Annotated in this window: 10 protein-coding genes and 1 pseudogene; 5 read left to right on the top strand and 6 right to left on the bottom strand. The window is 69.4% G+C overall.

Features of this window, described 5'->3' with window-relative positions; genetic code table 11:
• The first annotated feature begins 85 nt into the window (after positions 1–85).
• Entirely contained in the window at positions 86–1,057 is a 972-nt protein-coding gene (locus ABR737_RS04130; RefSeq protein ID WP_350248817.1) for an Lrp/AsnC family transcriptional regulator, read from the top strand.
• Between the two features lie 36 nt (positions 1,058–1,093).
• On the opposite strand, the gene ABR737_RS04125 is transcribed toward ABR737_RS04130, so the two are convergent.
• Positions 1,094–2,101 (bottom strand): LysR family transcriptional regulator, encoded by a 1,008-nt coding sequence (locus ABR737_RS04125; protein ID WP_350248816.1) that lies wholly within the window; start codon positions 2,099–2,101, stop codon positions 1,094–1,096.
• 118 nt (positions 2,102–2,219) lie between these two features.
• Between ABR737_RS04125 and ABR737_RS04120 the strand changes: the two genes are divergently transcribed.
• Positions 2,220–2,696, top strand: a complete 477-nt coding sequence (locus ABR737_RS04120; RefSeq protein ID WP_350248815.1) for a tautomerase family protein — start codon at positions 2,220–2,222, stop codon at positions 2,694–2,696.
• Between the two features lie 139 nt (positions 2,697–2,835).
• Here the strand turns inward: ABR737_RS04120 and ABR737_RS04115 are convergent.
• The 5 genes and pseudogenes from ABR737_RS04115 to ABR737_RS04095 all read right to left on the bottom strand — a co-directional run.
• Positions 2,836–3,174: pseudogene (locus ABR737_RS04115) on the bottom strand (HAD-IA family hydrolase); the annotation flags it as partial.
• Between the two features lie 271 nt (positions 3,175–3,445).
• Positions 3,446–4,099 carry a DUF305 domain-containing protein gene (locus ABR737_RS04110; protein ID WP_350248814.1) on the bottom strand — a complete coding sequence of 218 codons (654 nt, stop codon included), beginning with the start codon at positions 4,097–4,099 and terminating at the stop codon, positions 3,446–3,448.
• Positions 4,100–4,185: 86 nt separating this feature from the next.
• On the bottom strand, positions 4,186–4,542 hold the full coding sequence (locus ABR737_RS04105; RefSeq protein WP_350248813.1) for a DUF6153 family protein: 357 nt from the start codon (positions 4,540–4,542) through the stop codon (positions 4,186–4,188).
• A gap of 198 nt (positions 4,543–4,740) precedes the next feature.
• On the bottom strand, positions 4,741–6,291 hold the full coding sequence (locus ABR737_RS04100; RefSeq protein ID WP_502964467.1) for a M4 family metallopeptidase: 1,551 nt from the start codon (positions 6,289–6,291) through the stop codon (positions 4,741–4,743).
• Between the two features lie 443 nt (positions 6,292–6,734).
• The gene (locus ABR737_RS04095) at positions 6,735–7,157 is read right to left on the bottom strand and encodes a RidA family protein (protein WP_350248811.1); all 423 of its coding nucleotides are present in this window, start codon (positions 7,155–7,157) and stop codon (positions 6,735–6,737) included.
• Between the two features lie 565 nt (positions 7,158–7,722).
• Between ABR737_RS04095 and ABR737_RS04090 the strand changes: the two genes are divergently transcribed.
• The 3 genes from ABR737_RS04090 (at position 7,723) to ABR737_RS04080 (ending at position 11,644) form a co-directional block, all read left to right on the top strand.
• Positions 7,723–8,238 carry a hypothetical protein gene (locus tag ABR737_RS04090; RefSeq protein WP_350248810.1) on the top strand — a complete coding sequence of 172 codons (516 nt, stop codon included), beginning with the start codon at positions 7,723–7,725 and terminating at the stop codon, positions 8,236–8,238.
• Between the two features lie 292 nt (positions 8,239–8,530).
• Positions 8,531–9,910, top strand: coding sequence for an IPT/TIG domain-containing protein (locus ABR737_RS04085; protein ID WP_350248809.1), 1,380 nt, complete (start codon positions 8,531–8,533; stop codon positions 9,908–9,910).
• Between the two features lie 942 nt (positions 9,911–10,852).
• A complete protein-coding gene (locus tag ABR737_RS04080; protein WP_350248808.1) occupies positions 10,853–11,644 on the top strand; it encodes a choice-of-anchor Z repeating domain-containing protein in 792 nt (263 codons plus the stop codon).
• Positions 11,645–11,719 lie beyond the last annotated feature (75 nt).

Raw genomic sequence — 11,719 nt, 5'->3', positions numbered from 1 at the left:
CCGCCCACTGTCCGGGCACCCCCAGGACCGCCCCTAGCCGTAGCCTTGCCCGTGCAAGATTCCGGCACGGAAGTGAGGTACAGCGGTGGATTCCAGCCCTCTGAAGGCGCTCGACACCCAACTGCTGGAGGCCCTGCAGCTCGACGGCCGGGCCCCCTTCAGCCACCTCGCCCGCCGGCTGGACGTCTCCGAACGCACCATCGCGCGCCGCTACCAGCAGCTGCGCACCCTGGGCCTGCGCATCATCGGCCAGCCTGTCCCCGACCGCCTGGGCCTGGTCCGCTGGTTACTGCGCCTGCGCTGCACACCGGACGCGGCCGGCACCATCGCCGAGGCGCTGGCCCGCCGTCCCGACACCAGTTGGGTCACCCTTGCCTCCGGCGGCACCGAGCTCTCCTGCGCCGTCAACACCCGCACCGCCGACGAGCGCAACGCCCTGCTCCTGCAGAAGCTCCCCCGCACCCCACACGTCCTGTCCGTCAGCGCGCACTGCATGATGCGGATCTTCATCGGCGCCACCAGCACCTGGCACGCCACCCGCTTCCACACCCCAGGTCCCGCGCCCGCGGTGGATTCCGGCACGGTGGATTCCGGCACCTCCGGCGCCCCACTGACCCTGGACGCCACCGACCGCATACTGTTCACCGAACTCGCCCGCGACGGCCGCGCCACCCTGCCCGAACTCGCCCGAGCCGCAGGCCGCTCGGCCTCCAGCATCCAGCGCCACCTGGAGCGGCTGCGCACCGAGGGCGCGCTCGGCTTCTCCGTGGACTTCGACCCCCAGCTTCTCGGCTATCACCTGACCACCCAGCTCTGGCTCCATGTGACCCCCGCCCACCTGCGCACCGTCGGCGAGACCCTGGCCACCCACCCCGCCATCGCCTTCGCCGCCGCCATCACCGGCACCTCCAACCTCGTCGCCAGCGGCGTCTTCCGCACCCCGGGCGACCTGTACGACTACATCGACCAGCACGTCGGCCCGCTGCCAGGCATCCAGAGCATCGAAACCGCTCCCACCCTCCGAGAGGTCAAACGTCTCGCCCCTGCCCTTCCTTGAGCCGGCGCCGCGCTCCTCTGCCGGGGACGACGGGGGCTACGCGGACGCCGGGGCCGATGCGGAGGATGGGGATGGCGGGGATGGCGGGGACGGCGAGGACTGCGGGGACAGCGGCGCCGCCTCTTCCTCCGACAGGGGTGGCCGGCAGGCGTTTCGGGCCAGATGACCGACGGCCGACTCCGCCAAGGCGCGGATCGCCGGGTGCCAGGGGCGGGCATGCGGCCCGGTCAGTACCAGGCGGCGTGAGGTCTGGGGTTCCAGCGGCAGCAGAACCAGATCAGGGGGGATCAGCGAGCGGGAGACCTCGGACAGGACGGTCACGCCAATACCGGCCTGCACCATGCTGATCAGAGTCGTTAGGTCCCGTACCCGGTGGGTGGGGGACAAGCGCAGTCCGGCCAGGCCGTGGATCGTACGGATGCGGGCTTCGCAGCCGTTGGGTGAGATCAGGAACGGGTCGTCCTCCAGATCGCGGAGGTCGACGAATGGTTCGTCCGCCAAGGGATGGTCGCGGGGCAGCAAGGCCCGGTAGCCGTCCACGGCGAGCAGAATGCCGGGGCCGGGCCGGTGGCACCTCCCGGCGGCAGCCGGGGGAGGGTCGATCAGGATGGCCGCATCGGTCGTCCCGTCCTCCAGCCAGCCCGAGACCTCGGCACTGTCACCCTCGAAGACCCGCACCGTGATCCGCGGCTGGTCCGTACGCCAGTGCCGCAGCAGGCCGGGTATCAGCCCCTGGCAGACCGTCGGCGTGGCGGCCAGCCGGACAGTGCCCGTCAAGGTGTCGGTGGCCTCGGCCGCGATCTGTTCCACGGACCGTGCTGCCGACAGGGCGATGCGGGCGTGCGGCAGGATCCGCTCCCCGAGTGCCGTGGTCCTGGCCGGGGTGGCACGGACCAACAGCGGGGCGGCCAGCTCGCGTTCGAGGGAGGCGACGGCGTGCGACACCGCTGATTGGCTGATGCCCAGTTCCGCCGCGGCCGCGCTGAAACCGCCCGCGTCGACGACTGCGAGGAAGGCCCTCAACTGGGGAATGTTCACGGTCATGCGACGGCCTCATGGGTCTATGACAGGTATGCGTTGGATTCATGGTGCCAGGCCGGTGACGCTTGATCCGTGCCGCCGACTCCGGCGGACGCCTACCGCACACCTGCCGAGGAGAGCCATGCCGTACTTCCGCGTCACCGTCCCCGACCCCGACCTCCCAGCCGACGTCCAGTGCGCCCTTGCCGAGGGGCTGACCCGGCTGGCGGTCTCGGTCCTGCACAAGTCCAGTGCGCGCACCATCGTCCACCTCAACCTGGTCCCCGCCGGCAGCTACTTCGTCGACGGCCGGCCCCTGACCGGCGCCCGCGATGCGCACGTGGAGGCCAGCATCACCATGGGCACGAACAGCGCCGCGGAGAAGGCCGCCTTCATTGCCAAGGCCGGTGAACTGCTGTCGGACATCCTCGGCCCCCTTCCCCGGTCCGGCGTAGCACTCCACGAACTCCACCCCGAGAGCTACGGCTACAAGGGCGTGACCCAATTCGACTACTACCGTGGGGTCGGGGTCGGGGTCGGGGCTGGGTCCGGCGGCTGTGCCGAAGCCGAAGGCGGTGCGGGGGACGGGGACGTGCCGGTTGTCGCCGCTGACCGCTGAAGGTCCCGCAGCCGCGGCTCGGCTGCGCTGTGCGGGGTGCCGGCGGGCCCCATGTGACACCCCGCCCAGAGCGTCGAAGCGCTGGCCACAGCGTTTGCCTTGTGCGCCCGAGCCCTTGCCTTGACTTGCTGCCCGAGCCCTATGGCCTGGTGCGCCCCGGCGCTCCCAGCGCATGCGCCAGGTCGATCACGTTGTCGGCGACGAGGTCGACCCCAGCGGGCGGGGCGACCCGGCCGGCGGCCGGCCCCCACTCCAGCGGGCGGGGGATATAGGCGGTGCGGAGCCCCGCCTTGGCCGCAGCTTCGAGGTCGTCGGGGTGGCAGGCGACCATGAGGAGCCGTTGCGGCTCCACCTCGAGCAGGTCGGCGGCCATGCGGTAGACCTGGGCATCGGGTTTGTAGGACCTGGCCAGCTCGGCCGAGAGGATGCAGTCGAACCGGAGCCCCGCCTGTTGGGTGAGGCGCGACAGCAGGCCGACTCCTCCGTTGGAGAGCGGTCAGCGTCCCGAACACATCGAACACGACGGCATCCACGTCCATACGACTCCCAACCCTCAACTCGCTATCCGGGCAAGTGACTTGGTGCGTTCTCGATCATGCCGCACATCGCTTCCTCTTGCGCACGGTGAGGGGCGTTCCGGTGAAACGGTGATGCCGGCGCCCGACAGCGTGCCGGCAGCCGACAGCGTGTCGGCTGCCGGTTACCGGCGGGAAGGCAGGGCAGGTGCCGTGCACGAGCCCTGCCGGCTGTCAGCTCTTTCCGAGCAGCTTGTTCATCTGCGTGATTTCCGCGTTCTGGGCCTTGATGATTCCCGCGGCCAGCGCTTTCGCCTGGCCGTTGGCGCCCTTGCCGTTCTCGGTGGCGGCCATCTGCACCGCGCCCTGGTGGTGCCCGACCATCATCGCCAGGAAGGAGCTGTCGAACTCCTTGCCCGACTTCTTCCTGAGCGCGTCCATCTCCTTCATGCCCTGCATGCCCTGCATGCCCTTCATGCCCGGCATCTCCGAGTGGGCGGAGTGGTCCATGCCGGGCATCTCCTCGGGTACCTGCTCGTCCCAGGCGGTCAGCCACCCGGACATGGTCTTGATCTCCGGGCCCTGGGCCTTCTTGATCTTCTCGGCCAACTCCTTGACCTGGTGCGATGCGGCGCGAGTGACGGCGAGGTCGGCCATCTGCACGGCCTGCCGGTGGTGCGGGATCATGCCCTTTGCGAAGGCCACATCCGCGGCATTGTGCGTACCTGCCGGAGCCTGTGCGCTCGGCGAGGAGGCGGGCCTCGCGGCGGAACCATGGCCGGCGCGGCCGCCGCTGTTGTTGCTGCCGCATGCGGCCAGTACCAGTGCGGAGGCGGCAGTTGCCGCAGCGAGTGTGATGCGGCGCATGAGAGGACGGGTGGGCTTCATGGGTGAACTCCTGAAGAAGTGCGGTGTCAGAACATGCCGGACGACGACGCCGCCCCGGCGTGGGGCGTGAGCGCCGTCAGGGCGTTCTAGATCCGCAGGAGTTGGAGTTCGGCCAGAGAGGGGGGCGCACGCCCGCCGTCCTGCCCCTTCGCTTTGCCGGCGCCCGCCGCCTCGTCGGGCTCTGCGGGCCGGACGGGAGACGGCACCAGGGCAGGGGGTGTGGGTGGCCCGTCGAGAGCCCCGGACGCACAGGTCGTGTCGGCGTGATGGACGTGACCGCCGCTGCCGCAGCCTCCCTCGCCGCCACAGTGCGCGTGGGCACCCTCCGTCATGGCCATACGGTGCTCGTGGCGGTGCTCGTGCGGGGGAGGAGCTGAGGTAATGACAGGGCTGAGGGCGTGCATGCCCAGCAGGCCCGCCAGCAGCGCCAGTACGAGAAGCACGCGACACCGCCGGGCGGGCGGTGTCGATTCGTACGGGCGGCGGGACATCACGCCCCCATAGTAGGCAACGGTGCGGACGGCGAGAGATCCGCCCGGGGCATCCGGCCCCCGGCCCCCGTCGTGCGGCTGAGCGGCGAGCGGCGCGCGTCCCGGCACCGGCACCGATGCCGACGCCGGGACGCACTACCCGAGGGGTGCCTACTTCACATTGACGCCCGTCCATGCGGCGCCAACGGCCTTGTACTCGGCGCTTGTCGTGCCGTACAGAGCGCCTGCCGCCTTCAGGGTCGCGGCACGTGCGGCCTTGTAGTTGGTGGTGGAGGTCATGTACGTGGTGAGGGCCTTGTACCAGATCTTCTCGGCCTTGGCCCGGCCGATTCCGGTGACCTTGGAGCCGTCAGAGGTGGGGCTGTTGTACTTGACGCCGTTGATGGTCTTGGCGCCGCTGCCCTCGGACAGCAGGTAGAAGAAGTGGTTGGCGACACCGGACGAGTAGTGCACGTCCTTGTTGCCGACGCCGCTGGACCAGTAGTCGGCCGAGGCGCCGTCCTTGCTGGGCTTGTCCATGTAACGCAGCGGGGTGCCGTCGCCGTTGATGTCGATCTTCTCGCCGATGAGGTAGTCGCCCGGGTCCGAGGCGTTCTTGGCGTAGAACTCGGCCGACGTGCCGAAGATGTCGGACGTGGCCTCGTTGAGACCGCCCGACTCACCGCTGTAGTTGAGTCCCGCGGTGGCGGCGGTGACGCCGTGGCTCATCTCATGGGCGGCCACGTCGAGGGAAGTCAGCGGGTGCGCGTTCCCGTCGCCGTCACCGTAGGTCATGCAGAAGCAGTCGTCGTCCCAGAACGCGTTGACGTAGTTGCTGCCGTAGTGGACGCGGGAGTAGGCACCCTTGCCGTCGCCACGGATGCCGTTGCGGCCGAAGGTGTTCTTGTAGAAGTCCCAGGTGACGGCTGCCCCGTAGTGTGCGTCGACGCCGGCGGTCTGGCGGCCGCCGCCCCATACGTCGTTCGCGTCGGTGAAGAGCGTGCCGGTGCCCGAGGTGTTCTGCTTGAGGTCGTACGTCTTGTGGCCGCCGCGGGCACCGTCGGTGAGCCGGTACGTCGATCCGCTCTTGGTAGTGGTGAGCGCGACCTTGCCGCTGTAGGTGCTGGTGCCGGTGCCGGTCTCGATGGCCTCGTTCTGGAACAGCTTCTTCCCGGTGCGCGCGTCGGTGACGACGTGCAGCTCGCTGGGCGTGCCGTCCTTCTGAACGCCCTTGACGCCCGTCTCGTATGCGAGAACGGGCTTGCCGGTAGCGGCCCAGATCACCTTGCGCGGCGCGGACGAGGCGCTGGTCTTGGTGTCCTTCTGCGCGGCGGCCGCGCCGAGTGCGCTCTTCCGCGCGGCGGAGGGGGCGAGCGCCGCGGAGGTGCCCGCCACCGATATCGCCGCGTCGGTCGCCTTGGTGACGCTGTGGGTGCCGTTCTTCGCCTCGTGTACCACCAGGTCGCCGCCGAGTACCGGCAGCCCGCCGTAGGTGCGCTCGTACCGGGTGTGCACCGTGCCGTCCGCGTCCTTGAAGACGTCCCGCACGACAAGCTTCTCCTGCGCGCCGAGGCCGATCTTCGCTGCGACGGCGGAGGCATGGTTCTGAGCATCCACCAGCGCCGATGCCCGCTGTGCGGTGGAGAGTTGGACCGCCGACGCGCCGTTCGCGCGGTCCGGCTGCGCGCTGGCCGAGCCTGCCTGGACGCCGACGGCGACCATGGCGGCGGAGGCGACCAGGGCGGCGGCGCGCAGGGTGTTCTTGCGGGGGGTGGACGAGATCCGTCTCAACTCGGTCTCCCTTGTGAGGGCCGCGTGGTCGCGGCCCAAGAAGCGGCCGGGCAGCCGAGGGGGATGCCCGGTGGATCTGAAGGAGTGAATCGAGGGGAGCGTGCCAGGAATTGACGCTTTTTGACAGATGTTCAACACAGAAGAAACAACAATTTCACCAATGGGGCTGCTTTGTGGTGCATTTCGCGGCCTTTTGCCACTTAGCTCCGGTGCTCGCTGTCTGCTGTCGCTGACCGCTGGTGCCGCCCGGCGGCGAGGACGTCACGTCGCCGTGGCCCCTGGCGTCGCGCACCCCACGACGTCGCCGCGTCACACGTCGTCGTGGCCCCGCCCGTCCGGCTGCCTCACAGCCGGACGGCACCAGTCACCACACCTCACCCCGCGCCGTTCCCCTCCGGTACGACGGCCATGGCCTCGACCTCGACGAGGTATTCCGGCTGCGCCAGAGCCTGCACCCCGATCCATGAGGACGGCGGCGGGTTCTCCGTCCCGAAGGTATCGACGAGGACGCGGCCGATCAGATCCGCCTCGGGACCGGACTCGAAGTCCGGAAGGTAGAGCCGAAGGATCTGGATGTCGTCCGGGGTGCCGCCGACGGCTTCGAGAGCGATGAACACATGCTTCAGTGCCTGGCGAAGCTGCGCCTCCCGCCCCACCGCCGTCACCTCGTGGTTGCTGTCCCAAGCCACCTGTCCAGCGATGTTGACGATCTTTCCCGGTGGGGAGACCGCGACCTGGGAGAAGCCCCACGGCCTGCTGGAGAACAGTTCCTGCGGCTGGAACGTCGTACGCGGCACGTCACACTTCCTTGATCGTATAGAGCGGATTTCACACGTGATCCACTCTATGCGGCAGTTGCCCCTGTCCCGGCTCGTCGAGCCGTACGGACCTCAGGGCCGGCGTTCCCCTACACCAGGGTCGGGAAGGACGACGAAGAGTCACCGGTCATGTGACAACCGCCCGGCTGAACGGGTGAATAGCTGTCAGCATTCCTTGTGCGGCACTCACTCGGGTGGGTTACTGGCTCTACCTACCAGGTGGGCCGTCCATCCCTCCGCTGGGAGACGCGATGATTGGCTCATAGGCGTGTTGACTCGGCTTCCCTGGGCATGGCGTCGCCTCACGGAGGGTTCTACCAGCCGGTGCCCTTCGGGGTGTTGGCCGGTGGGCCGGCTCAACCACGTCCGAGGAGGCGTCTTGCGAGCCCTTCATGTTCTGCGAACGCTGGTGGCGGCGGCTGTCGTTCCGCTGGCATTGGTCTCCGCTCCCGACGCCCGCGCGGCGTCGCCGATTGTGGTGGCCTGCGGTGAATCAGCCTTGGTCGATGCGGTCAACGCGGCAAACGCTGCCGGAGGCGGCAGCTTGATCCTTGCCCCCCTGTGTACGTACACCCTCACCAGCGCCCACAGTTCGGGGGGAGCCGGGCAGTCACCGGGGTTGCCGAACATCACCACCCCGATCTCCATGGCGGGCCTGGCCACCCAGATCACCCGGGCGCCGGGCGCGCCCGCCTTCCGGATTTTCGAGGTCGACGGGACGTCACAAGTGCCGGGTGCCAACGGCCAGTTGGCCATGGCAGCCGTGACTGTCAGCGGTGGCGACGCCGGCCTCGGTGTGGGAGGGGGTATCGCCAATCTCGGCGGCTCGGTAGCCCTCACCGGCAGCACGGTCCGCGACAGCAAGGCGTCATACGGCGGCGGCATCTACACCGACGGGACGCTGACACTCACCGGCAGCACCGTCACCGCGAACACCGCCAGTGTCAACGGTGGGGGCATCTTCACCAACGCCGGCGGGGTGACCTTGATCGGCAGTGGGGTGGTCGGCAACACCCCGAGCAATTGCGGTGCCCTGCCTCCCGTTGCCCCGGCCTGCTGAAGGCGGTCATACCCCGGCACCGACGTCACGAGGGACCGGCAGCCCGCCGCTCCGCCCTCACCGCGGATCGCGCGGCAGTCCATACGTGCGCTGACCGCCCCCCCCCGTCAACTGGCCGGGCGGCCGGGTGGCAGGGCGGCCAGGCGGCCATGCGGACAGTCCCGATCCACGGCAGAAGAAGGAGAGCATCATGGCTCGGGCAGGGACCAGCGCCGACCCCATCCACGGCGCGCCGGCGGGGGCACTTCCGTCGCCCGTCCGTGCCGGCGCCACTCCGGATCGGGTGGATTTGATGGACACGAATGATCCCCGGACAGTGGACGAGATCCTGGTGGGGCACGCCCCCATCTGGGCGGCGATCACCCCGGACGGCCGACGCGTCTATGTGACCAATTTCGGGGCCAGCAGCATCAGCGTCATCGACACCCGCACCCGTAGCGTCATCACCACGATCGGCGTGACCAGCGGACCGTGGGAGATCGCGATCGCCCCGGACGGACTGCGTGCCTACGCGGCCTGCTTCGGCACCGACAGTGTGGCGGTCATCGACACCGCCACCCACACCGTCACCGCCACCATCACCGGGTTCCTCCTCCCGAGGGGAGTGGCGGTCTCGCCCGACGGACAGCGCGCCTATGTGTCGGAGTACGGCGGCAACAGGCTGGGCGTCGTCGACACGGTCACGCATGCCGTGGCGGCCACCCTCACCGGGCTGCCCATCCCTTTCGGTGTGGCAGTCAGCCACGACGGGCTTCTGGCGTACGTCACCTGCGACGGCGATGACAGCGTCGCCGTCATCGACCTCATCAGAGGCAAGATCATCGACAAGGTCCCGGGATTCCACGCGCCGTCCTGGCTGGTGATCACGCCGGACGACGTCGAGGTCTACGTGGTCAACAACGGCAATGAGACGGTGAGCGTGCTGACCGCGCCGTCCGGGGGGTACCCCAACGTGGGGCCCATGTCGGGCGGAACGCCGGTGACCATCATCGGGGAGGGACTGGGCAACACCACCGCCGTCCGCTTCGGAGGCCGCCCGGCCGCCTCGTTCACGATCGTCAATGACCGTGAGATCAGGGCCGTTTCGCCACTCCTCGTCCGCGACGTCAGCATCGATGTCACCCTCGGGCAGCGCACGACCCGGACCGTCGGCCGGTTCTACTACCTCCCTGAGTCGCTGCTGACCCAGATCAGCCCGGTGTCGGGCCCGTTGGGCGGGGGCGGCACACTGATCGTGACCGGCCGGGGCCTGATCACCACCATCTCGGTGCACTTCGGTGACGTGGCCGTCACCCCGTCCTCCATTCTGGACGACCAGGTCACCGTGACGGTGCCGCCCGCGCAGACCGCCGGCCCCGTGCCGGTCACCGTGGTCACGCGGAGCAACTCGTACGGGAAGGCCACCTACACCTACGTGGGCCCGCCCCACATCACCTCCGTGACTCCCTCCACCGGCTCGACGGCGGGCGGGGACCCGGTCCTGATCGAGGGCGTCGAGCTCGCCTTCACCCAGTCGGTGACGATCGGCGGGGCCGTGGCCGCCTTCGGGATCATCTCCCCTACCCGGATCGCCGTCGTCACTCCTCCCGCGGACGCCCAGGGGCCGGCGAATGTCGTCGTCACGACGACGGGCGGCACCGCCACCGCGCCCGGGGCCTTCGTCTACATCTGATCGCCGGGTCCGGCCGCCGGGTGTCGGTTGCGGCGGCCGGGTGCCGATGACAAGAGTGCGCGGCGCTGCCGCTTTGCGGGCGGGTGCACGCCGGCCTCAGGAGCGCCCGCCCTGCCTGTCCCGCTGAACGTGATCAGGCGGTCGGTCTCGACCGCCGCGCCGGCTTCCAGGACGCGCTCCCGAGGACCATGAGGACCATGGGGCGGACCGATCCGCTCGCTCCGGCGCCTGTTTCTGCCCTGCGGGGCTGAACCAACCTGCCCTGGCCCGGTCCGGCCCGCCCCCGCCCCGGGCCCGCCATCGCCGTCATGATCCACCGCCTCACCCGGAACCGCGGTCCAGGGCTGCTTGCAGCATCCTCGATGGTGAGGACGGTGTGCGATGCCGGGCGGACCGGCGCTCTTTCTCACGCCTTCGCGCAGAGCGCACCACCAGCACTTGGCCGTCGCGGCGTGTGACGGGTCTCGCGAGCTTCCGTGGCACTGCTTGTCTCGGCCGCGCAACGTGAGAGGCGAGCCGGGGCGAGTACCCCCTTCCGGCCGGCGCGCATACCGCTGACCGGTGGTCGGCTGAAGCCAACTTCCTGCTCTTTCCTGCTTGTTGGCGCCATCCGCTGAAACGCACGCGCAGGGGCGCGCAACGGCGGCCGGGGTCGAACAGCGAACTCTTAACCTATTTTCCTACAGGCCCCTCGATGCCCCAGTTCCACCTGTCGTCCCCTTCACCCCTTGGCTTTAATTGATTCAAGCGAGGTTGACGGCGCCCCCTGACGCGGCGCCGCGTCGCTTCACAGAGGACGACCCGCCCAGGCGCCCTGAGGCATCGGTCCCACCATCCCCTTCCCGCCCCACGGGGGACATCCCATGAGGTTGCGGGCCGCGACAGCTAACCGCCGGCTCCTGCGCGTCCCCGGCAGAGCGGCACATCCGAAGGAGAAGCATCATGGCAACCATCACGTCGTTGGTGGACACAACAACCACCACGAACCAGGGCAAACCAGGCGATACCGTCCAGATCAATGGAACCGCCCTTTCCGCCACCACGAGGGTGAACTTCGGCTCGGCGACGGTCACTCCGACAGGCGTCACCGCCACCCAGGTCACCTTCGTGGTGCCCAGCACGGCGCCGTGCTCCGGCCAGGTCTCCGTCAGCGTCACCAGCAGTGCCGGCGCCACCAGCAACGCGCTGCCGTTCTTCGTCATCGCCGCCCCGACCACCACAGGGCTGAGCGTCACCTGCGTATCGGCCGCCACGGGTGGTGCGGTGACGCTGTTCGGCACCAACTTCCTCTCCGGAACGCAGGTAGGGGTGGGCACCGTAGGCAACGTGGCGGTCACCCCCACCCAGCCGAGCCAGGTCACCTTCACCGCGCCGGCCAACCCGGGGCAGGTCGGCACGGTGTCCACCCAGTCGGTGAACATCACCACCGCGGGTGGGACCAGCCCCGCGGGCACCACCCTGATCGACTACTACCTCGCGCCGGCCATCACCTCGTTGGTCCCCACCTCGGGTACGACGGGGGACCAGATCACCGTCAACGGAACCGGTTTCATCGGCGTCGACACCGTCACCTTCACCGACAGCGGCGCCGCCACCGCCACCGCGGTCTTCACCCCCGTGAGTGACACCCAACTCGTCGCCACGGTGCCCGCTGGACTCGCCCTCGGCGCGGGAACGATCACGGTCCACACCTGCGGCGGCAACTCCAACGCCCAGGCCTTCACCGTCACCTGATCGTCGGGGACGACCGGGGATAACGGCACGACCATCACGTCGCCGCCCGTCCGCAACGTATGGCGCGGGCGGGCG

The organism is Streptomyces sp. Edi2, from assembly GCF_040253635.1.
Lineage (GTDB): Bacteria > Actinomycetota > Actinomycetes > Streptomycetales > Streptomycetaceae > Streptomyces.
The sequence above is the reverse complement of the archived record's forward strand: the minus strand, read 5'-3'. Positions and strand labels throughout refer to the sequence as shown.

Excerpts from the sequence above, each read along its gene's own strand:
- ABR737_RS04125 (WP_350248816.1), bottom strand. The coding sequence starts at position 2,101 with ATGACCGTGAACATTCCCCAGTTGAGGGCCTTCCTCGCAGTCGTCGAC.
- ABR737_RS04120 (WP_350248815.1), top strand. The coding sequence starts at position 2,220 with ATGCCGTACTTCCGCGTCACCGTCCCCGACCCCGACCTCCCAGCCGAC.
- ABR737_RS04110 (WP_350248814.1), bottom strand. The coding sequence starts at position 4,099 with ATGAAGCCCACCCGTCCTCTCATGCGCCGCATCACACTCGCTGCGGCA.
- ABR737_RS04100 (WP_502964467.1), bottom strand. The coding sequence starts at position 6,291 with ATGGTCGCCGTCGGCGTCCAGGCAGGCTCGGCCAGCGCGCAGCCGGAC.
- ABR737_RS04085 (WP_350248809.1), top strand. The coding sequence starts at position 8,531 with ATGGACACGAATGATCCCCGGACAGTGGACGAGATCCTGGTGGGGCAC.
- ABR737_RS04080 (WP_350248808.1), top strand. The coding sequence starts at position 10,853 with ATGGCAACCATCACGTCGTTGGTGGACACAACAACCACCACGAACCAG.